The sequence below is a fragment of the Aquimarina macrocephali genome (assembly GCF_051627225.1).
GTDB lineage: Bacteria > Bacteroidota > Bacteroidia > Flavobacteriales > Flavobacteriaceae > Aquimarina > Aquimarina macrocephali.
Genome location: NZ_CP151795.1, coordinates 2999266 through 3022861 on the forward strand (window position 1 = coordinate 2999266; position 23596 = coordinate 3022861).

21 protein-coding genes are annotated in these 23596 nt (G+C 33.7%); 16 read left to right on the plus strand and 5 right to left on the minus strand.

Features of this window, described 5'->3' with window-relative positions; genetic code table 11:
• Positions 1–41: 41 nt before the first annotated feature.
• From AAFU52_RS12965 to AAFU52_RS12980, 4 genes are read left to right on the plus strand one after another with little or no spacing between them, the layout of a single operon-like run.
• Positions 42–4346: a PKD domain-containing protein gene (locus AAFU52_RS12965; RefSeq protein ID WP_438422225.1), complete on the plus strand. Its 4305-nt coding sequence runs from the start codon at positions 42–44 to the stop codon at positions 4344–4346.
• Between the two features lie 21 nt (positions 4347–4367).
• A complete protein-coding gene (locus tag AAFU52_RS12970) occupies positions 4368–8279 on the plus strand; it encodes a DUF6443 domain-containing protein (RefSeq protein ID WP_438422226.1) in 3912 nt (1303 codons plus the stop codon).
• Positions 8251–8616: a hypothetical protein gene (locus AAFU52_RS12975; RefSeq protein WP_438422227.1), complete on the plus strand. Its 366-nt coding sequence runs from the start codon at positions 8251–8253 to the stop codon at positions 8614–8616. The genes AAFU52_RS12970 and AAFU52_RS12975 overlap by 29 nt, the downstream gene beginning before the upstream one ends.
• Entirely contained in the window at positions 8609–9238 is a 630-nt protein-coding gene (locus AAFU52_RS12980; RefSeq protein ID WP_438422228.1) for a hypothetical protein, read from the plus strand. Before AAFU52_RS12975 ends, AAFU52_RS12980 begins: the two co-directional genes overlap by 8 nt.
• Before the next feature lie 137 nt (positions 9239–9375).
• Here AAFU52_RS12980 and AAFU52_RS12985 read toward each other — a convergent pair whose 3' ends face one another.
• The gene (locus AAFU52_RS12985) at positions 9376–9654 is read right to left on the minus strand and encodes a helix-turn-helix domain-containing protein (protein WP_438426638.1); all 279 of its coding nucleotides are present in this window, start codon (positions 9652–9654) and stop codon (positions 9376–9378) included.
• A 146-nt stretch (positions 9655–9800) separates the two neighbouring features.
• Here AAFU52_RS12985 and AAFU52_RS12990 point away from each other — a divergent pair, with 146 nt between their 5' ends.
• The 12 genes from AAFU52_RS12990 to AAFU52_RS13045 all read left to right on the plus strand — a co-directional run bounded on the left by AAFU52_RS12990 (position 9801) and on the right by AAFU52_RS13045 (position 16830).
• A complete protein-coding gene (locus AAFU52_RS12990) occupies positions 9801–10355 on the plus strand; it encodes an REP-associated tyrosine transposase (RefSeq protein ID WP_438422229.1) in 555 nt (184 codons plus the stop codon).
• Positions 10356–10421: 66 nt separating this feature from the next.
• On the plus strand, positions 10422–10646 hold the full coding sequence (locus AAFU52_RS12995; RefSeq protein ID WP_438422230.1) for a hypothetical protein: 225 nt from the start codon (positions 10422–10424) through the stop codon (positions 10644–10646).
• A 2-nt stretch (positions 10647–10648) separates the two neighbouring features.
• Entirely contained in the window at positions 10649–11167 is a 519-nt protein-coding gene (locus tag AAFU52_RS13000; protein ID WP_438422231.1) for a hypothetical protein, read from the plus strand.
• A gap of 113 nt (positions 11168–11280) precedes the next feature.
• Positions 11281–11988, plus strand: coding sequence for a toxin-antitoxin system YwqK family antitoxin (locus AAFU52_RS13005; protein ID WP_438422232.1), 708 nt, complete (start codon positions 11281–11283; stop codon positions 11986–11988).
• 299 nt (positions 11989–12287) lie between these two features.
• Positions 12288–12842 (plus strand): REP-associated tyrosine transposase, encoded by a 555-nt coding sequence (locus tag AAFU52_RS13010; protein WP_438422229.1) that lies wholly within the window; start codon positions 12288–12290, stop codon positions 12840–12842.
• Between the two features lie 16 nt (positions 12843–12858).
• Positions 12859–13083, plus strand: coding sequence for a ParB N-terminal domain-containing protein (locus AAFU52_RS13015; RefSeq protein WP_438426639.1), 225 nt, complete (start codon positions 12859–12861; stop codon positions 13081–13083).
• A 1-nt stretch (position 13084) separates the two neighbouring features.
• Positions 13085–13564 (plus strand): hypothetical protein, encoded by a 480-nt coding sequence (locus AAFU52_RS13020; protein ID WP_438422233.1) that lies wholly within the window; start codon positions 13085–13087, stop codon positions 13562–13564.
• A 269-nt stretch (positions 13565–13833) separates the two neighbouring features.
• Positions 13834–14316 carry a JAB domain-containing protein gene (locus tag AAFU52_RS13025; RefSeq protein ID WP_438422234.1) on the plus strand — a complete coding sequence of 161 codons (483 nt, stop codon included), beginning with the start codon at positions 13834–13836 and terminating at the stop codon, positions 14314–14316.
• A gap of 102 nt (positions 14317–14418) precedes the next feature.
• Positions 14419–14973, plus strand: coding sequence for an REP-associated tyrosine transposase (locus tag AAFU52_RS13030; protein ID WP_438422229.1), 555 nt, complete (start codon positions 14419–14421; stop codon positions 14971–14973).
• A 17-nt stretch (positions 14974–14990) separates the two neighbouring features.
• A complete protein-coding gene (locus AAFU52_RS13035; RefSeq protein WP_438422235.1) occupies positions 14991–15416 on the plus strand; it encodes a hypothetical protein in 426 nt (141 codons plus the stop codon).
• 5 nt (positions 15417–15421) lie between these two features.
• The gene (locus tag AAFU52_RS13040) at positions 15422–15925 is read left to right on the plus strand and encodes a hypothetical protein (protein ID WP_438422236.1); all 504 of its coding nucleotides are present in this window, start codon (positions 15422–15424) and stop codon (positions 15923–15925) included.
• Between the two features lie 248 nt (positions 15926–16173).
• Positions 16174–16830, plus strand: coding sequence for an IS1 family transposase (locus tag AAFU52_RS13045; protein WP_438422237.1), 657 nt, complete (start codon positions 16174–16176; stop codon positions 16828–16830).
• A gap of 110 nt (positions 16831–16940) precedes the next feature.
• Here AAFU52_RS13045 and AAFU52_RS13050 read toward each other — a convergent pair whose 3' ends face one another.
• The 4 genes from AAFU52_RS13050 to AAFU52_RS13065 form a co-directional block, all read right to left on the minus strand.
• Entirely contained in the window at positions 16941–17681 is a 741-nt protein-coding gene (locus tag AAFU52_RS13050) for a phosphodiester glycosidase family protein (protein ID WP_438422238.1), read from the minus strand.
• Between the two features lie 173 nt (positions 17682–17854).
• Positions 17855–19129, minus strand: coding sequence for an amidohydrolase family protein (locus AAFU52_RS13055; protein ID WP_438422239.1), 1275 nt, complete (start codon positions 19127–19129; stop codon positions 17855–17857).
• A gap of 188 nt (positions 19130–19317) precedes the next feature.
• Positions 19318–22218, minus strand: coding sequence for an SNF2-related protein (locus AAFU52_RS13060; protein WP_438422240.1), 2901 nt, complete (start codon positions 22216–22218; stop codon positions 19318–19320).
• 142 nt (positions 22219–22360) lie between these two features.
• The gene (locus AAFU52_RS13065) at positions 22361–23506 is read right to left on the minus strand and encodes a DegT/DnrJ/EryC1/StrS family aminotransferase (RefSeq protein WP_024770623.1); all 1146 of its coding nucleotides are present in this window, start codon (positions 23504–23506) and stop codon (positions 22361–22363) included.
• Positions 23507–23596: the final 90 nt, after the last annotated feature.

A 23596-nucleotide genomic window follows, 5' to 3' on the forward strand; every position in this document is an offset into this window, starting at 1 on the left:
GAATACAATAAAAAATATAATCAGTCATTAATTACTTTTATATGAGAACATTATTTTTAAGTTTTCTTCTTATGGTGTACACTATGGCCATAGGTCAAGAAGCAGTACCAACACCTTTAGAGGAGGCCTTACAGGTTTTTCCTGTATCGCCAGAAGCAGCTTCATTAGGTAAGTATGGAGATATCCCTGTCAATTTAGCCTCAGGAAAGATCAATTACACTGTTCCTATCTATACGATACAGCATGGCGGCTATGAATGGCCCATTTATCTGTCTTATAACTATAGCGGTCTTATTAACGAGCAGGATCATCCTATGACCGGTTTAGGTTGGGATGTGATGGCTAATGGCAGGATTACCCGCCAGGTGAGAGGAGTAGATGATGATTATGGTAACCAGACGTATAAAGGGTCTACTATGATCCCTTATTTACAGGGAGCATACAATAATCTATCTGATGCTGCTTTTAAAGCCAAACAATTTGAGGTCTATGATAATATCGGGAACAGAAATATCGATGCCCAGCAAGATAAATATGGAATCAATGTCTCAGGACTAGACGGTAGTTTTGTGTTTAATGAGGCGGGAGAAATTGTCTTTTTAAATTATAAGAATTATAAGGTGCAAAAGAATGGTAACACCTTCACCATTGTCGATGATAAAGGAATTACCTATTATTTTGATACTCATGAAATTGGTACCTATAGTTACAGTGCAGGCTCAGAATCGGTAGATCATAGTGTTCCTATGAGTTATCTGCTTACTCGAATAGAACTACCCAATACTAAAGGTAGTATTTACTTTGAATATGCTCCTGCGGAGTCTTATGGTAAGCTGGTGGTTTCAGAATCAGAAACTGTGGTCAACGGGATGTCGACTCCAAATCTTAGCCATAGCCGTAATTCGATTACCCGTCATACATTACAGAAAATCACTTTCCCTAACGGGGAGGTACGCTTTGATATTAGTAGTGCTACGGATCAGAGTGTTGCGACCCAGGCACTTCATAGCATTTCGGTATGGAACCAAAGTAAACAGATTGTGAAGTATGATTTTACATATAACGATCCCACAAAAAACAGGAAAACTCTTTTATCGATCACCAAAAGCAATGCAGGTGTAACTCTGCCATGGTATCAGTTTGAATACCATTCTTTTCCTAATACACTTCCTGAAACGATCAATTATAAATACCAGGATTTCTGGGGATATTATAATGGGGTTGGTAATTCATTATTATCTACCGAAGGCAGAGTGATCGATCAACAAAAAACACGATCAGGAGCCTTAACAAAGATCACCTATCCTACCAAAGGGTATAGTGAAATCACGTATGAACAAAACAGGGTCGCTGTTGATAATGGCGGTGTAGGTACCAATTGTACGTATTCGCATAACAAAATCATCAATAAAACAATAAAAGCGGAATCAGGATTTAATGAGGTATTGATCGATACGATTATTCAGGTTCCAGCAAACCAGGTAGTCAGGGTGTATAGTCAGCTTACTTTGGGAGAAGGAGCCGGTAATGGTTTTATAGGTACCGAGGCCGATGTTACTATTGCTACGGCAGGTAATTCTTGTGGGTATGATCGTATTTATAAGAGATTTACCATACATGGTGAAACGATTTCTTGTGAAGGGGCAAATGACTGTGATGATACCTATTATAGTGATCCATATGAAAAGTTGGGATATACCTCAGATGGTAAAATTCGTATTACGGGTAGGTTACTTGCTCCTCTTAATACCAGTGCATATTTTAAGTATATCATACGCTATGAAGAACGTGTAGATAATAATGTGCTATATAAACATATAGGAGGAGTACGAGTAGAACAAACCAAAGATTGTGATGGTGATGGGAATTGTAAGACCAAAAGCTATAAGTATGTTACAGAAGATGGTACTGATAGTGGTTTGGTGTTAAGCAATCCATCTGATTATCAATATACGACTACCCATATAGACAAGTATGTAACTACTATTCAGGTGCATAGAAGTGCAGTAAGTATGGCTAATTTTACCAGTTATCAAGGAGCTCCTGTTTTTTATCCCCGTGTAGAGATCTGGGAAGAAGATGGCGGTAATGGTAAGACGGTTAATCAGTATTCGAGTATGTCTAACGGAGGTAGTGTTTTTCCTTTTGTATCTCCACCCAGTAATGCTTGGCAAACCGGTAAACTACTAAAATCAGAAGTGTTTGCAAAACGAGGTCAAAACTTTGTATTACAAAACGAAACGATACACGAGTATGATAATGTGTATCCTTATGGTGTTGGAGTAAGCAGTACTGTGAAAGCCTATGGAATGGCAGTAGGACGTACTAAATACCATAGGACTGGTGAAGGCCAGCTCTCAGGTTTGATCGAAGGAGACCCTAAACATTATGTAGAGAATTATTATGTAGACTATCCTAAAGAACATAAGCTGATAAAAACTACGACCAGAGAGTTTTTACATGGTGAGACACTTACCAGTGAAACTTCATATATGTATGATGATCCATATGGACAGTTAAAAACACAAACTAATACCGATAGTCATAACAATACCATAACGACAAACTATACATATCCTTATGATAAGAGTAGTATTGTTAACGATTCTTTGGTAGCTCAAAACAGGATTACGACTCTTGTAGAGACAAAAAGCACAGAAGGCACTACACTAGCGGCCACTCAAACGATAGATTTTATTGATTGGGGTAATGGGATTCTACTACCAGGCATTACCAAAATAGCCAAGGGAACTGATACTCCAGAAGCTCGCCTTACGTATCACAACTATGATGTCCAGGGGAATCCATTAGAAGTTTCACAAGTCGATGGTCGTCATATCATGTATGTTTGGGGGTATAACAACACTCTGCCTATTGCTAAGATTGACAATGCGAGTTATACCGGCATTCCAGCTACCGCAACAGCACTAATTACCCAGTTACAAACTGCATCCAATACCGAGGATACTGCAGATGAAGAGGTAACGATGCGTAACCTGTTTAAAGATTTACGAGAGCATACTTATTTTAAAAATGCAGAAATAAGCGGCTATACCTATGATCCATTGATTGGAGTAACCAGTATGACAGATCCAGAAGGGTATACTATATATTATCAATATGATGATTTTAACCGCTTACAATATACCCTGGATCAGGAACAGTATGTAGCCCAGCAGTTGCGCTATAATTACCAGGGACAACAATCCGATGTTTTAGGAGATGTGACTATCCAACTCTCAGCTTCTGGATCTGTTCAACCTAATCAATCGGTTACATTTACCGCCAATACTTCAGGAAGCGGGGGTGCGAATCTCTATACCTGGTCTGTAGATGGTACACAAGAACAATGTGATAGTACGACTAGTTTTACCAAAACCTTTGCTAGTGAAGGCACATATACTGTAACGGTACTTGCCTATAATACGCAAACCAAACATAGAGTCAGTAAAACGATGAATGTTGTGGTGGCGTATCCTCCTATCAATATCCCAGTGTTAAGTGCAAATTATAGTAGTGTGATCACAGGTACTAATGTTAATTTTAGTGCCTCGGGTATCGGGGGAGGAACAGGAGACCTGCGTTATGAGTGGTATGTAAATACTATAAAACAAGCCAGTACTGCTACCACCTTTACCTATACCAACAACACAGCAGGCACCTATACGGTGTATTTTAAAGTGATCGATAACAGAAGTGGTAAATCTACCGATAGCGAAGTTCGATTATTGCATATGTATAATCCACTAATTGCTCCTGTAATAAGTGCATCAAAAGCGCATATTGTACAAGGTGCCACGACGACTTTTACCGCTTCGGGTATAGGAGGCGGTTCCGGATCTCGTAGCTATGAGTGGTATGTAAATGATGTAAAACAAAGTGCTACAGGAACAACATACTCTTATCATTTTCCAAATTCAGGAACCTATACGATCAAATTTAAAGTAGTTGACTTAACCTTACAAAACGCTAATTATAAATGGGGTGGTAATGCTCCTGTTTTAAAATCATACCCGGGTATGGTGGCAAGTACAAGTCAGTCTCATACTTCTATTTCTGGTTCTAATCCAAGTGTTACTTTTAATGTAACAAGCCTTACCGGAGGTTCAGGAAATTCTCAGATCACCTGGAAAGCCTATAACAGTATTAACCTCTCTCAAGCCTTAGGATCAGGTAGTGGTACAAACTTTGGTTTTTCTAATTTCGCTACCGGTACTCATGAGTATACAATTCAGGCTAAAATTAAAGATAACCTCACAGGTCAGGAAATCACCAAGGTGATGGTGGTTGTCGCCACAGTTTCTACAGACACTGGCGGCGGCGGTAATACAGGAGAGCAACATTAATCTCATAAATAATATAGTAAGATGAAAAAACAAATAATATATAGCATCGCGATACTACTAATGGGGTTGAAGCTTCAGGCCCAGGTAGTACTATCGGATAAGAATTATATACATTCGACAGTTCCTCAAACAGCCATGACTATTGCGCAGATAGAGGCTGTAAATTGTACTAATATCAATGATATTGATAAGACGATAGAGAGTGTTACCTATTTTGATGGACTGGGTAGACCGATACAACAACGAGCAATCAAAGCCTCTAAAGATGGTAAGGATATTGTAACTCATATCGAGTATGATGTGTATGGCAGACAAGACAAACAATACCTGCCTTTTGAGGCAAGTAATACGGTGGGGAGTTATAAAGATATTAATGTAAATCAAGATATTAACCAATATTACAAAGACAACTATACAGATGATTTTCCCGGGATTACTAATACTAATCTGGGAGAGGTTAATGCCTACTCAGAGAGTATTTTTGATAAATCTCCTCTTAATCGAGTAATAAAAATAGGTGCGCCTGGTACAGCTTGGAAAGCTAACCCTAATAGTGATGCAGATCACGCTATTAAGACAGATTGGTATACTAATAAAGTTAATGAAGTAATCTATTTTAAAGTAGACTTTGCCAATCCAAACGATACTGAAGCTCCTAGCTTGGTAAAGGATGGTTTTTATGGTGCAAATCAATTGTACATAACCATTACTCAAGATGAAAACTGGACTCCGGCAGCTGGTAATAATCATACTACTAAAGAGTACAAGGATAAACAAGGTAGAATTGTTTTAAAACGAACCTTTAATGCAGGATCAGCGCATGATACCCATTATGTATATGATAGATTTGGGAATTTAACCTATGTAATACCACCTAAAGTAGATACGAGTACTACAAGTATCTCTGCTATTGAGCTTACCGAATTGTGCTACCAATATAAATATGATTATAGAAACCGATTGATCGAGAAGAAGATCCCTGGCAAAGGCAAGGAGTATATTGTGTATAACAAACTCGATCAGCCGATTATGACCCAGGATACCAACTTAAAAGCAACTAATGCATGGCTCTATACCAAATACGATGCCTTTGGTCGGGTAGCCTACACCGGTAAAATCACCGATCCCAAGGATCGTGCAGCCCTACAAACCGAGGCTACCGCCTATAGTGATGCATTGTGGGTAGACCGTATTGCTCCTGTACTAGTAGATGGGGTACAATTGTACTATAATGATGGGGGCTATCCCAAAGTGACCAATGCTACACTACTCACCATCAATTATTATGGGGACTATACTGTTTTAGGCAGTGAAGATACCTTTTTTAATGCACCAGCCATGGTATATGGTGTAACCCCTAGAGCGCAAACCAAATCCTTACCGGTAGTTAGTAAAGTACGGGTGTTAGAAACTCTGGATTGGATCACTACGGTTACTTATTATGATACCAAATCAAGACCGATCTATGTAGCCAGTAAGAATGAGTATCTAAACACTACAGATATTATAGAAACCAAGCTGGATTTTGTGGGTAAGGTAGAAGAAACCACAACCACACATATCAAAGATAGTCATGCAGCGATTGTAACGATAGATAGTTTTATGTATGACCATATGGGTAGAGTACTCAACCAAACCCAAAAGATCAATACTCAGGATCCAGAAGTTATCGCAGCCAATACCTATGATGCTTTAGGGCAGTTAGTGTCTAAAAAAGTGGGTAATGGATTACAGGATATTCACTACAAATACAATGTAAGAGGCTGGCTAAAAGGAATCAATGATGTAAATAACTTGGGGAATGATCTGTTTGCTTTTGGCATCAATTACAATACCCCACAACTTGGAACTACGCCGCTGTTTAATGGTAATATAGCAGAGACCCATTGGAAAACTCAAAGTGTAAACCCTAACCCTCCGAACAATCCGGTAAGCACTTCATATGTGTATAGTTATGATGCCCTTAATAGAATTGTAAGTGCAACAGATAATACTGGTAACTATTCGATAAGTAATATCACGTATGATAAGGTTGGGAACATTCTTTCTTTAAATAGAAAAGGACATATTAATGCAGCAGCCACAGATTTTGGGGATATGGATATACTCTCTTATACGTATGACAGCGGCAATAAGCTCATGAAAGTTAGTGATGCTGCCCCTATAGATCAGTTTGGCTTTAAAGATGATGCGGTGAATACTACTGCTGATACTTCTAATGATTATGTTTACGACACTAATGGTAATATGACTGAGGATCAAAACAAAGGGATTACAGGGATTACCTATAATCATTTAAATCTACCTCAAACAGTAACTGTAAATAATACAGATCATACCGGAAATATTAATTATATTTACGACGCCACTGGAGCAAAATTAAAAAAGATTGCAACAGAGGGAAGTTCTTTAATAGAGACTGAGTATGCCGGTAATTATGTGTATAAGAATGGTGATCTGGAGTTTTTTAATACCTCAGAAGGGTATGTAGAACAACACTCAGATGGCTTTAAGTACATCTATCAATATAAAGATCATTTAGGTAATATACGTTTAAGCTATAATAAAGGCGGTAACAAGACTTTTTTAAATGATACTTTTGATAGTAGTACCGATGGCTGGGGTGGCGGAGGCGTATCTGCAGTTAATGGTCGTTTAGGCGTTAAAGTAAGATATACGTATAGTGGTACTAATAAAAAGATTACACAATCTTTTAGTGCTGGTGAAACTGTGAAGATACGACTGAAACTGGATGCTAATGGCAAAGGGTATAAGATGCGTGTATTGGTCAATGAGATTGATGCTGCCAACAAAAGTACAGGATGGTATTCTGCTGGTGATGCTGGCGAAGGTAATTTTGAAGCTACTTACCAGATCAAGCAAGATGCTTCTAAGCTAAATATCAAACTGGGATTAACCAGTAGTATAGCTACAGAAGAAGAGATCTATCTGGATGATATTAGTGTGGTACAAGAAACCGAAGAAGGGATCATTGTACAGCAAGAGAAGAATTATTATCCTTTTGGCCTGCAACATAAAGGATACAACTTTGCTATAAATGGTAGCAAACATAACTATGGGTATAATGGCAAAGAAGAACAATCAGAATTAGATTTTAATACGTTAGATTATGGAGCGAGATTTTATGATCCTGCTGTAGGTCGATGGTTTGTAAACGATAATCTTGCTGATGATGAAATGCAAATTGATAAATCTCCTTATGCATATAGCTGGAATTCACCTATAAGTTTAAATGACCCTGATGGGAACTGTCCTTGGTGTATTGGTGCATTAGTAGGAGGTATTAGTGAATATGCGGTTCAACTTACTGTTAATTTAGCAAAAGGACAAAGTTTTAGTGAAGCAGCTTGGGATAATATTGATTTTGTAGATGTTGGGGCAGCAACAGTTGAGGGAGCCTTAACAGTGGGTGCTAGTGCAGTAAGAAGGGTTGGTGTGAGAATTGCTTCAGAAGTCGTAAAAGCAGCTGTAGATGTTAATGGTAGTGGTGATACAGATGTAATTGGTACGGAAGGCAGTAATAAAACAGCTAAAGGTTTAGTTGTTGATACGGTTATAGGAGTGGCAGGTGCAGAAGGAGGAGATAAACTAACTAATGGAATTTTAGGAGCTTCAAGTGATACAGCTGTTAAAACTGCCAAATCAAATGTTACGGCAGCAGCAAAGAATCTTGATAAAGCTAATAATATATTAGCTAATGGAGGGAAAAACTCAGCTAGAGGTTCAAGTGCGAAAACATCAAACGAAGCTTTTACAAGTTTTAGTAATGCTAAACAAGCGCAAGATGTAACCAAAGCGTTAAATAAAACTGTGGGGCAAAATCAAAATCTCACAAAAACAGTTACAGGTACAGCAGAAGGGGCAGTATCTACAGTTGTAGCGGATGAAACAAAAGAAAAAGTTGAACAATAGTGTTAAGAAAAATCATAATAAATCATTCTTTGGTTTATTAGTTATAGTACTTATTATTTTAGGATATGGTTTTTTTAATAGCATATCCAAAAAAAGTCAATTGAAAGATAGTCCTCTTTATACGATTGGTAAAATTACGGATAAGTATCAAACATCTAAAAGAGGCTATTATATACACTATGAATATAGTGTATCAGGAAAATTGTTTGAAAGAAGTCAAAAACTATCTATTAAGCAAGAACTAATAAAAAAAGGAGATTTGTTTGAGGTTAAATACTCATCCAAGAATCCAGATTACAGTGAATTATTATTGGATAAAAGAATAAAGAATGAATAGATTTTTTTTGTTATTATTATTGGTTAACACTTTTGTTTTTGGTCAGAATTTTGAAGGTAAAATAACATATCAAAATAGTTATGAAAGTAAAACCCCTAACTTAACTAATGAACAACTTAATTTGTTAATGGGTACTATACAGGAATATGTTATAAAAAATGCTAATTATAAAACTTCTTTTAATGGTAAAATGAATCAATTCCAAATATATAGGAGTGAAGAAAACAAATTATACAACAAATTTTCTAATGCGAATATATTGTATTGGAGTGATGGATCTGTTGAAGGAGAAAAAATTGTAGAAGTAAAGAAAGTTAAAAATAAAGAAATGATTTTAGGTATAAATTGTGATGAGCTTACAATGAGAACATCCAGAGGCATTTACATTTATTATTATAATTCAAAATATGCAATTGATCCTAATAATTTTAAAGATCATATTTTTGGAAATTGGTATGCATATGTTAAAGAATCTAAATCTATTCCATTAAAAATGGTAATGGATACACCTGAATTTAAATCAACAAGTATAGCTATTAAAATAGAAGAATTAGAGGTAAAAAAAGAAATATTTGATTTACCAAAGATTCCTATAGAACCTATTAGTAATTTTGGTAAATAGAAGTCCCTGCTGCCGCTAGAGTGATCGCTACCGCAAGTTTGCAACTTGTGGCGTCAAAGATTGGCAGGTAATATTAAATAGAATAAAATGACAAGAACCAGTTACAGCGATGTAACTGGTTTTTTTATGCAATCAATCTAAGAATAGGCTTGTCTTGTTTTGTAATCTTTAATAGATATATCAATGAAATAGTATACTTTTTCTTTTATATCTTCAGGTAATCGTTGTACTTCTAAAATACGTTTTAAGGTATTATCATCAAGTTCTTGATCAGAATTACCAACAAGATAATCTAATGATATTCCTAGTATTTTAGCAAGCTTTCCTGCAACTTCAATAGTTGGTTTAGCAACTCCTCTCTCATACCTTCCAATAGCCGGACCTTTAGTGCCTACCCGATGGCGCGGATTTGCAATCCGTGAAACCTAACGAAATATCAAAACAGTCACTTATAATGTGACTGTTTTTTTTGTTATAGTAAATTATTAATAATTGCTCAGTCCCGAAAAACGAAACTGGGATGGTTTATCATTGTTAAATATATTTTAGTAAAAACTCTATCATGTCTACAAAATATAAAGCTACAATACCTGATGTTGGTTATTTTATTACTATAACAATTGTTGGTTGGATTGATGTTTTTACGAGAGTGAAACAGAAATATGTCATTACTGATAGCCTAAAATATTGCCAAGAAGAGAAAGGTTTAGAAATTTATGGATATTGTATAATGCCTAGTCATATCCATATGTTATGCAAAGCAAAAGAAGGATATATATTATCAGATATCATCCGTGATTTTAAGAAGTTTACCTCCAAAAGAATTATAGAAACGATCGAAGAATACTCTGAAAGTAGACGAGAGTGGATGTTAGAATATTTTAGTAAAGCTTGTGAACATTTAAAACGTGGACAACGATATAAAGTGTGGCAAAACGGATATCACGCAGAGATTGCAAGTTCAAATTGGTTTATAAAACAAAAAATAGAGTACATTCATAATAATCCAGTTGTAGATAAGATTGTTTTAAACCCAGAGGATTATATTTTTAGTTCTGCTAGAAATTATGCAGATTTAGATCATGAATTAGAAATTGTTGTTTTAAATTTATTTTGAAGTTTTAAAAACACGGATTGCAAATCCGCGCCATCGGGTTTACATAATATTCAGAGATCTACAGCAATGCAAAGACAATTGAGTAGTATTGGTGTTTTTGACAATGCTTCTGGAAGAACTTATTTGAGTGGTCATTTAGGAAAAGTATTGAATACTCCAGGAAGTATTCTTTCTTCAGAAGGAGGGTTCATAACAAGAGAATCTTTATTAATGGGGCCTAATGGTGGATTGATGATGCAAAGTATCTGGAAAGAAGAGGATTTAATAACTATTATATTAAAAGGAAAATAATTATGAAAGTAATAATAAATAATAGGTATATTAAATCGTATAAATTCAATAATCAAATAGAATTTAATAGATTTATAGAAAATCAAGATATTCATAAAAAACTGATATTAAATGAATCCAAAGATAATTTTCAATATTGTTATATATGCTATGACTCTTTAACATCAGATAAATTGTTTCTTCTAAGCTTTAGTGATGATAGTGACGGAGAGAATATGATTTTTTTGTTTTGGGATGATAAAAAGCTATTTGTTATAGAAACAGGTGATAATATATTTATAGTTGATGAAAATATGATAATTATTACATCCCTTAATATTATTACCCCTATAATCGGCTTATTTATAACTACTTCAAAGAATTTAATTATTCTAGAAGAAGCTACAATGAGGTTAGTGGATAGTGACGGAAAAGTTCTGATAAACGAACAATTTGATTTATTGGAAGATTATAATTTGGATAATAATAAACTGTATTTAAAAATGATGAATGAAGAAAGTAAAGTAATAGAATTATTATAAAATTACTCTCTAAAGCTCATTTGTAATGAGCCTCGGTATTAAGTTAACAATAATAGTAATAGATAGAGAATCCACAACAAGTAAAAGGTTGTGGGTTTTTTTAAATATCAAGTATGAAATATTTCTCAAACCTTATTCTACTCTTTATGGGGTTGTTCTATGTTAGTTGTTCTTTTTCTATCAATAGTCAAGAAACAGAGTATTATAGTAGTGGGAAAATTAAAGCCATAGGAAGTATTAACAAAGGAAAAAAGATCGGAATATGGGTGTTTTATAATGAAAAAGGAACAAGTATTGACTCTATAACATATAAAGAAGGATTAAGAAATGGAATAGCTAAGACCTATATTATTAATAATCAATTATCTGAAAAAGGTAATTATGCGAATGGAAAAAAACAAGGTATTTGGGAAACCTATCATAGTGGTGGTGCAATACATTCTAAACAAGAATTTAAAAACGGAATACTTATTGGTAGCGCTATAAAATACTTTCATCCCAATGGTAATTCTAAATTGGTGACTCAAATTCAAAACGGAGGATTGCATGGAAATCATAAAGAATTTTATGTAAATGGCAAGTTGATGGTGTCGGGTTATTATCATAATGGTAATAATGATGGTGAATGGAAAGAATATAGTGAAGATGGTCTTATAACAGAAATTTATCATTACCAATCGGGCTTATGGCATGGTAATTATGAGAAATATTATCCTAATGGTAATATAGCAGAGAAAGGTCGTTATGAACTTGATAAGAAAGTGGGTACTTGGGAGTATTTTGATGAGAATGGTATTGTTATATCTATAGAAAAGCACTAAGAGGTAATGTCCCAAACTGATGCTTTTGAAAAATAGCATTATAAAGTTTGATTATCAAATAAATTATATAAATAAAAAAGAGTTGTAGAAATGCAGCTCTTTTTTTTATGCATAAAAGTGAGCTAAGAAAACCCGATGGCGCGGATTTGCAATCCGTGAAACCTAACGAAATATCAAAACAGTCACTTATAATGTGACTGTTTTTTTTGTTATAGTAAATTATTAATAATTGCTCAGTCCCGAAAAACGAAACTGGGATGGTTTATCATTGTTAAATATATTTTAGTAAAAACTCTATCATGTCTACAAAATATAAAGCTACAATACCTGATGTTGGTTATTTTATTACTATAACAATTGTTGGTTGGATTGATGTTTTTACGAGAGTGAAACAGAAATATGTCATTACTGATAGCCTAAAATATTGCCAAGAAGAGAAAGGTTTAGAAATTTATGGATATTGTATAATGCCTAGTCATATCCATATGTTATGCAAAGCAAAAGAAGGATATATATTATCAGATATCATCCGTGATTTTAAGAAGTTTACCTCCAAAAGAATTATAGAAACGATCGAAGAATACTCTGAAAGTAGACGAGAGTGGATGTTAGAATATTTTAGTAAAGCTTGTGAACATTTAAAACGTGGACAACGATATAAAGTGTGGCAAAACGGATATCACGCAGAGATTGCAAGTTCAAATTGGTTTATAAAACAAAAAATAGAGTACATTCATAATAATCCAGTTGTAGATAAGATTGTTTTAAACCCAGAGGATTATATTTTTAGTTCTGCTAGAAATTATGCAGATTTAGATCATGAATTAGAAATTGTTGTTTTAAATTTATTTTGAAGTTTTAAAAACACGGATTGCAAATCCGCGCCATCGGGTTTTGAAAGCAGATATAGCCAAGAATGGAATAACAAACGCAATACCTTATGTTAATCACAACGGAACAAGATACTTAGTAGGAGGTCATCATAGAGTGCGTATAGCAAAAGAACTTGGTTTAAAAAATGTGCCTGTAGTAGAAGTTAAATTACCTTATGCAGGATACAGAAATACGAATGATTTAATTTATACAAGATACTAAAATGTCAATATGGCAACATCAAATATTTATATTACCTAAAGAAGAAGTAGACTCTTTTTTTTCTGACGTTGAAAATTTAACTATACAAGACTTTGATAACATTAATTGGTGGCAATATAGAATAATTGAATTAAGAGAAATAGAAGCTATTTTTTCTAGACTATTGCCTGAAATGGGATCTTGGAGTGAGAATTTGATAGTTTTTGGAAATGAAAATTCTAATTGTTTTAAAGTTTTTTTAGAGAATAAAAAACCCATAGAATTATCTGCTCGTATTGATTTACGAGAGGTAAACTATGAGTTTATAGATTTATTAATAAGTTTTGCTAAAAACGAAAATTTAGTTTTTTTAAGCGACCTATCAGAAGATAACTTACGAATAATTTATCCTAATAAGATTTTTCTTGAGCAGGAGATAAAGGAGAATAATTTATATGAAGCTTTTATTAAGTTTTTGAATAACCCGCTCTCCGAAGAGTGAGCGGTACCCCCGCTGTTCCCTAGTATGGGGCGGTAATAGGTCAAACTGGTAATGGGTCAAACTGGTAATGGGTCAAACTGGTAATGGGTCAAACTGATGCTTTTGAAAAAGAGTACTATAAAGTTTAATTATCAAATAAATTATATAAGTAAAAAAGAGTTGTAGAAATACGACTCTTTTTTTTATGCTCTAAAGCGAACTAAGAAAACAGTTCTCTAGTCTGCCAGAAAGGAAGAAAAGAACAATACAACCCTATCAAAACCAAATCTATGCGAACAAACAACATTGCTGAGATACAGATCAGCTACTCATCTCATATCGCTAAAAAGAACAGAACAAAAATTAAGAGTTCTACAGATGCTTTCAATGTATTTATTAATTCTTGGGATCAGAAAACTATAGAACTACAAGAAGAATTTAAGATTCTACTCTTAAATAATGCAAACGAAGTATTAGGAGTACAAAATCTATCAAAAGGAGGCACTAGTGGTACTTATGTAGATGTAAAACTATTATTTGCTATAGTTTTAAAAGTATGTGCAAGTGGTGTTATTATAGCTCATAATCATCCTTCTGGTACTTTAGAGCCTAGTGATTCAGATATTAGATTGACTAAGAAAATTAAAGAATCAGGTAATCTATTAGATATTAATTTGCTAGATCATTTGATAATTACAAAAGAAGAACCCGATGGCGCGGATTTGCAATCCGTGAAACCTAACGAAATATCAAAACAGTCACTTATAATGTGACTGTTTTTTTTGTTATAGTAAATTATTAATAATTGCTCAGTCCCGAAAAACGAAACTGGGATGGTTTATCATTGTTAAATATATTTTAGTAAAAACTCTATCATGTCTACAAAATATAAAGCTACAATACCTGATGTTGGTTATTTTATTACTATAACAATTGTTGGTTGGATTGATGTTTTTACGAGAGTGAAACAGAAATATGTCATTACTGATAGCCTAAAATATTGCCAAGAAGAGAAAGGTTTAGAAATTTATGGATATTGTATAATGCCTAGTCATATCCATATGTTATGCAAAGCAAAAGAAGGATATATATTATCAGATATCATCCGTGATTTTAAGAAGTTTACCTCCAAAAGAATTATAGAAACGATCGAAGAATACTCTGAAAGTAGACGAGAGTGGATGTTAGAATATTTTAGTAAAGCTTGTGAACATTTAAAACGTGGACAACGATATAAAGTGTGGCAAAACGGATATCACGCAGAGATTGCAAGTTCAAATTGGTTTATAAAACAAAAAATAGAGTACATTCATAATAATCCAGTTGTAGATAAGATTGTTTTAAACCCAGAGGATTATATTTTTAGTTCTGCTAGAAATTATGCAGATTTAGATCATGAATTAGAAATTGTTGTTTTAAATTTATTTTGAAGTTTTAAAAACACGGATTGCAAATCCGCGCCATCGGGTTAGGTGTTGAAAAAGAACAACAAAAGAAGGGTAACGGATCTGCCTATTCATATGAAGATTTGACATCAAATGCTTTAGGAATATATTTTGAAGAATGGCTTGAAAATGATGAAACTACTATAGGAGAACTTGCAGAATTTAGAGAGAAAACTGGTTTTAAAAAAGCTGAATTAATGTCTTTACAATTATTTAAATTTCTTAAAGAACTAGGTTTTGTTAATGATCCAGAAAATACCGAAGATTATCAAAAAGTTGCTAATAGCGAAAATGATGCTACCGATTTAAGAGGTTTAAAAAACGGCTCTGCTTTACCTAAGAGTGAAACAACTTCTGAAAATCGTAATTCAAATGGAATAGACGCCAATGTTTTGAGTTATTTAAGAAGTCTTGGTATAATAAAATAAAAAACATGAAGAAATTAATTTTATTCGCTATTTTACTTTTTGTAATCGCAAATGTGATATACTTAAAACTCTCTTTTAGTTTTTTGATAAGAGAGGAGAAATTTTTTACATATATCCTAATTGGTCTTGGATTAGTGTTATTAATTTTTGCTGTGCTGAAAAAGCACAAAAAATTAAAAGCTTATTCATCTATTCTTACAGTAATCGCAATTATGACTCTTTTTACAGGAGAGGGAATAAAATCATACCAATTAAAGACAGCCAATAATAAGGCTAAAATGGTGATAGATGGTTTAAAGGAGTATCATAAAAATGAAAAGAATTTTCCTGATGAATTAGCTATTCTTAGTCCGAAATACATAGAGGAAGTTCCTAAATATTTTATTGGCTTTTCATCAGATGAATTTCAATATGAAAACAAGAATGATTACTATGTAATTAGCTATAGAGATTTTTTAAATACCAAATACTACAATAGTAAGAACGATAGTTGGGTTGTAGTAGATTAATCCCCCCCGCTGCTCCTAGCGTGTAATTGATCGCTACCGCTATGCCTCTTGGCGGTAATGTCCCAAACTGGTGCTTTTTAAAAATAGCATTTTTTTAAGGTTGATTATTAGTGCTTTATATAATAAACAAGCTTCTTTATTGAGGCTTGTTTATGTTGTTTACACTACTTAAGATTGCTTAGAGCCTATTAAATAAGGGTTTTATATCGCTACATTGGTCAAATTGGTGCTTGGTTATATTTGCAATTATGAATTGTAAAAATTGTAACCAATCAAATTGTATAAAGCGAGGTAAAAGAAATGGCAAACAGCGCTATTCCTGTAGAGATTGTCATACTTCATTTCAAAACTCATACTCTTATAAAGCATATAAATCCACAACAAATACTTTGATTAAAAGTTTGCTCAAAGAAAGCTGTGGTGTTTTGAGTATTGCTAGAATTATAGGCATTTCAAAAAATACAGTATTATCCAGGATGCTAAAAATTAGCCTACAAATTAAAGTTCCATGTTTTAATAGGTTAGGTTGCAAATTTGAAGTCGATGAGCTGTGGAGCTTTATCGGTAGTAAAGACAATGTAACCTGGATTACCTATGCTATAGAAAGAGATACCAAAAATGTTGTTGATTTTTTTGTAGGTAGAAAAACAAAAGATACTATCAGGCCATTGGTTGATAAATTAATGTTATTGCAACCCAAGAGTATTTATACCGACCGATTAAATATTTATCCGGGATTGATTCCTAAAGAAATTCATAAAGTGTTTCGGTATTGTACAAATAGGATAGAGCGTAAAAATTTAACCTTACGTACCCATATTAAAAGATTATCAAGAAGAACAATTTGTTTTTCGAGAAACAAAATATATCTCACAGCACATTTACGAATCTATTTTTGGGGATAGTTTTTTATGATTAAGAAAACTACTTCTACCTCGATTTGTTATTGATAAACTTTACTATTTTAATACTTTGTATCCATGGATTAAACACAATATCTTTTCTCCTAGATCTATTATTTTGTTTTCGTTTCTCCTATAATTACGCCAAAGTTACCGTCTAATTGATTCCAGTTTTTAGAGGGTAAGTATACTCTGGATACAAATCCATCCAGATACAATGCATTTTTACAACCATTTTGTTTAAAATAGGAAGCAAAATCATAAAAATTTGTTTTCTCTTTAGAGATAGCAAAAAGTAAATTTCCATTGGGTAAGATTCCTACTCCGTTTCTAATATGAACATTAGAAGATCCTTTTCTAAATTTGGGATGGATTTTTCCGTCAATCAGGAGCATAGGCCCAGATTGTGTGGCATATTTGATATGCTCACTATCCGTAAATATCTTTGTAGTGCAAATGACGGGTTTGTTTTTTTTAGTCAAATAGAATATCCCATTGGGTTGAAGGTAAAAGTTACCATATCCACTTTGAGATGTGTCAATCCTGGCTTTGGTTTCTCCATTTTCAATATAAAGCCCTTGAGGGGATAGGTCTTTGTTATACATCCCCCCATTCATTGCAAAAACCAATTCCTTGTTTTCTTTTTCAAGTTCTGATTTTAAGTTTTGAAAGCTTTTGTAAGTATTAGTATTCTCATTTTTCCAATAGAAATGTAGTTCCTGTTGCAATGGATTTACCTCGTAGCTTAAAAATCTGGACTTATCAACCTGAGTTTCTGATTTCCCGACAAAAAAGAAACTGGTTAATAGTACCAGAGCTCCAAATATTACTATAGAACCAATGAGTTTTTTCATTACATAGTGCCTGGTCTGAAATAGGCGATTTTTATGATTTGAATTATTTTTGATGGAATTTTGATTTTCTTTTTTGACACAGATGCCTTAGCATCAGGTGATAAAAAATAAATTGAAATTGCGCAAAAAGAAACAAATCTAATAGTGATCTATTTCCGATCAGGCACTACCTACTATTTCTTATATATTTTTCCTTCTTTCATTACAAACACTACATTCTCCATCGTATTTATTTTTTGGGTTGGATCATCATTTACTGCTACGATATCGGCTAAGAAACCTGGAGTAATTTGTCCGATCTGATCTTGCATATTCAGGATTTTGGCGTTGATAGTAGTAGCACTTTGTATAGTTGCCATTGCAGGCATACCCGCTTCGACCATAAAACCAAACTCTTTTCCGTTTTGTCCGTGTTTAAATACTCCTGCATCGGTACCAAAAGCGATACCTACCCCACGATCATATGCTTTTTTAAATGTATTTTGGATTTTTGGACCGATCTCTAGTGCCTTAGGAACAATGATAGCAGGGTAATAACCATCAATAGCTGCTTTTTCGGTAACCTCTTTTCCTGCAGTAATGGTAGGTACTAGATATGCATCATGCTGTTTCATTAAATCCATCGTTTTCTCACTCATTAATGTACCGTGCTCAATAGTTTTTACACCACCCAGGATGGCACGTTGCATTCCTTCATCGCCATGTGCATGTGCTGCAACATGAAATCCATAATCTTTTGCAGTTTCGCATATAGCCTTAATCTCCTCTACAGTAAATTGAGGGTTAGAACTGCTTTTTGCTACACTTAATACACCTCCGGTAGCTGTAATTTTGATAAGATCTGCGCCATTTTTATAGCGTTGTCGTACTGCTTTTTTTGCATCTTCGATACTATTTACTACACCTTCTTTTGGGCCTGGATCACCAATTAATGACCTTTTACTTCCGTTGGTAGGATCTGCATGTCCACCAGTGGTAGCCAGAGACTTGCCAGCTGTAAATACTCTGGGGCCTTTAATACGGCCACTTTTAATTGCTTTTTTAAGCGAAATATTTACTCCGCTCCCTCCCAGGTCTCTTACTGTAGTAAAACCTGCCATTAGTGTTGTTTTAGCAAACTGAACTGAGTTAAAAGCGACATCTGCTTCGCTATCGGTATATTTTTGAAGATATGCCTTTGGATTTGTTTCGCCTTCTAGATGTACGTGCATATCAATCAAACCGGGCATCACTGTTTTATTTTTAAGATCTATAGTGATATCATCTTTTTTACCGACTACAAAGCCATTTTCGATTTTAATAATTTTATTTCCGGAAACGACAATCGTTTTTTCGGTAAGGATTTTACCTGTTTTGGTATCGATTAGTTTTCCGCATTGTAAATACGTGTTTTGAGCTAAAATGGTCGTACTTATAAAAACAAAAAGCACTGTGTATAGATATCTCATAAGTGATGGTGTGAAAAATTACTATAAATTAAAATTGAGTTTTGAATATAGAAAAGGAACAATTTAAAATAAATTGTTGTGATTAAGAGGTTGATTATGATTTCTTTTAGAAATATGGGAATTGGTTTAAGGCCTCACAAGTTTTTAAAACTTGTGAGGCCTTAGGTTTTTTTATAAATAGTATCAAATTATTTTAGTAACTCTTCTAGATTTTGTTCTATGTACTGAGGAATAGCATTAATATCAATAATCTCATCAGATAAACCTTTTTTCTTTTCCTGTAGTTGCAGTATTTTTTCTTCGATAGTATTTTTGGTAATAAATCTTGTGACCATCACATTATTGATTTGTCCTATACGGTGAGCTCTGGCAATTGCTTGCTTTTCAATAAATGGATTCCACCATGGATCTAATAATACTACATAAGATGCTTTGGTAAGGTTTAATCCAACACCACCTGCTTTTAATGAAATGAAGAACAAATTGATATCATCATTTTTCTGAAACTCATTTACAATAGCTTCTCGATCGGCACTCTTGGTTTGCCCGGTTAATGTTAAATAGGATACATTATGCGTCGAACACCATTCCTGATACAAATCAAGATGAGATACAAAGGAACTGAATACGAGCACTTTTTTGTTGGCTTTGACCAGTGTGTCAAGGTAATGAGTAACATCCTGAAATTTTCCTGATAAATCTTTTGTTTTATCGTCTACGAGTTTAGGATGATTTACAATCTGGCGAAGTTTGGTTAGTGTATTAAGAATATGGATCTTATTTGTTGATGCAGAATCAATACCTAGTAATAGATTTCTGGCTGCCGATTTCTGAGATTCGTATTGCTTTTCCTGTTCAGAAAACATCTCTGTGTATATTGTCTGTTCTGATAATTCGGGAAGATCTTTGGCAACCTGTTCTTTAGTTCTTCTTAGTATAAAAGGGTCTATTAACGCTTTTAACTCTTTGATGCATTCTGGATCTTGATGTTTTTCTATCGGAGTTTTAAAACGATCCTTAAAAAATGGATAACTGCCTAACATTCCTGGGTTAATAAATTCCATCTGAGACCAAAGATCAGATAATGAATTTTCTATCGGTGTACCACTTAGAGAAATTTTATGGGTAGTGTTTATATTATTTATCGCCTGAAATATTTTAGACTCTTTGTTTTTGATCTGTTGACTCTCGTCTGTGATTAGATAGGTGAAATTTACCTTTTTTAAAGCAGCGATATCCTTTGATACTGTAGTATAGGTTGTGAGAATAATATCGTAGGTCTCTAGGTATGGAGTGATTTTTTTGCGATCAGGACCTGTGTATTTAACAATATTGAGATGCGGAGCAAACTTTAATATCTCCTGTGCCCAATTAAATACCAGAGAAGAGGGAAGTACGATCAAAGCTTTGAGGTAGGTTTTTACCTCTAGAGGATCGATAAATAAGTCTAATCGAATTTTTTCAAGCTTTTTATCTACAGGCTCTAGTCGTTCTTTTGCATAAACTAGCATCGCAATAGTTTGCAAGGTTTTTCCTAATCCCATATCATCTGCTAAGCAGGCACCTAATTTATTGTAATGATGATTAACCAACCATTGCACTCCTTCTTCCTGATAAGGGCGTAATGTTGCTTTAAGTTTAGATGATGGTTTATAAAGATGACTGGTAGAGTCTTCTATACTAATTTCTTCTGGTGGAATAATATCCTTTAACAGGATGTAGTTACTTTTGGTGATACGTATATTTTTATCTTGTATCTGACCAAAATCTACAAGTTTTTTATATCGTGTCATCCATTCGTTAGGGATAATAAAAACCTGATCCTCATCAATTGGGAAAAAACGATTATTTTGCTTGATATATGTTATAAATTTTGAAAAAGGAATTTCCTGACTCCCAATAGTAACAACCCCTTTAATATCAAACCAATCATTCTCTTGTTGACTACCAATCTCAATGGTATGTGGAGCAAGATTAACCGTTCTCTCGCCTAGTAAAGGTAGGTTTATCTCAAAACCATCTGCTTCTAATTGGGTTTTGTTCAATTTTAACCAATTTAGAATTTCAAAAGGGTCATCAGAGGCTTTAGTTTCTAATAATAGATTATTATTAACCTCTAGCCCTTTGGATGTTAGTAAACTAATGATTTTCTGCTCAGCTTCTGGATTGCGTTTGGTTTGGATAATTTGAATTTGATCATCATTTCCGAAACGTACATTAGAAACCGTAGTTTTTGTACTGTTATAATCAAAATGAATAGTGTTGTATTCAAAAACAACCTTAATTACATAAGTGTTCTGGATAAAATCCTGGATAATTTCTATCCCATATGATGCTATATTTTTATGTGTAATAATATCAAAACCATGGGTTATAACATCTACATTTTTGATAATGGGTATGATTACTTTTTCTAAGTAAATTTTGATATGCTTACGTGCAATGGTAATTTTTTCTTTATCAAAAAAAGGTTTTAATTTATTGGCATTTAAGTTTTCAATTTGGTACAAGTATTTATCTACGATAATCCACGAAGGCTCGTTAAGTAATATTTGGATATCATTATTTTTAGGAATAATGAGAGCGTCTTTGTTTTTTAGAGAAAAAGCATATTCAATGCCTTCATCTATCTTAGTGAATTCGAGAATAGGCTTTAGTGTAGTATTGCCAATTGATAATTTATGGTTTTCGAAAGGATCTTTTCTCTGGGCATTAATAGTTATTGCATATTGATGCGAAACAATCAAGGAATAGAAAACGGATAATTTTTTGCTTATATAATCAAGTACAACATCGTTTACTTTTGGATCTTTTAATACATCTGAAAAGGTTAAGCTTTTTCTCCTTTTTACAGGCATAAATTGTTGTTCTAATGCTTTGATTTTTAAGGATGAGCATATCTCTAGTAGTTGCTCATGAGGAGTGTCGTGAAATATGATTTCGTAGCTTTCTAAAGTTTCAGGAGTTGCTTGTTTTTCTACATAGCCAAGATGGCCATTCGTTATTGGTACAACATATGCTTCTGGTAAAAGAGGGATTTTAGAAAGACTGTGATCAACAAGGTTATAACAAATGCAAAGGGAATCCATGAAAAAGGAATAAGTTTAAGAGATTAAATTAGATTTTTAGAAGATAGATTTCTTTTTCTTCTATTATTTCAAACAAAGCCAAAAAACATTAAAGAAAAACTTCTTTAATGTTTTTTGACTTCGTCTTATTTTTTTTAATGCTTTAGATTGTTACAGATTTGCCTACAAAATCAATAACCGTTTTGGTGATAAAATCAATTTGTTCATCATCCAATTCTGTATGCATTGGCAAAGAAATAACTTCTTTTACCAACTGATTAGTTATAGGGAAATCAGTTTCATTATAGCGTTCATCCTGATATGCTTTTTGACTGTGCAGAGGGATAGGGTAATAAACGCCACAAGGAATTCCATTATCATTTAAATGTTTAGCCAGAGCATCACGATCTATATCGATTATTCTAAGCGTATATTGATGAAACACATGTGTGTCTTCTTTGTCAATAATAGTTGGAGTAATAATATGCTCCTGATCGGCAAAAGCCGCAGTATATTTTTTTGCTGCTTCCCGTCGGGCATTATTATAGTGATCCAAATTAGGAAGTTTTATTCTTAGCACTGCTGCCTGTATAGAGTCTAAACGAGAATTTACACCCACGACATCATGATGATATCTTTTATACATTCCATGATTTACTACTCCACGTAAGGTATGAGCCAGATCATCATCATTAGTAAAGATAGCACCACCATCTCCATAACATCCTAGGTTTTTAGAAGGGAAAAAAGAGGTAGACGCTACATGACCTATGGTTCCGGATTTTGAAGTACTCCCATCTTTAGAATGATAACTTCCTCCAATACCTTGAGCATTATCTTCAATTACATATAAATCATGTTCTTTGGCAATAGCCATAATAGCATCCATATTGGCAGATTGACCAAATAGGTGTACAGGTACAATAGCCTTCGTTTTTGGAGTAATTGCTTTTTTAATGGCTTCGGGATCAATATTAAAAGAATCAGGTTCAACATCTACCAGAACAGGAGTAAGTTGTAGCAATGCAATTACTTCTACTGTTGCAGCAAAAGTAAAATCTGCAGTAATTACTTCGTCACCAGGTTGAAGGCCTAATCCCATCATTGCAATCTGTAATGCATCTGTACCGTTAGCACAAGGGATAACATGTTTTACACCGAGATAATCTTCTAGTTCTTTTTGAAAACTATGTACCTCTGGGCCATTAATAAAAGCTGTAGATTGTATAACGTCGAGAACAGATGAATCGATATGTTCTTTGATTTGTTGATATTGCCCCTTAAGGTCAACCATTTGTATCTTCTTCATAAATGTTTTATTGTAACCTTACGAAAGTACAAAATATTGATGCTATTGCCAATGCGATACAAGGTTTTGATATAATTTTTATTAACGATA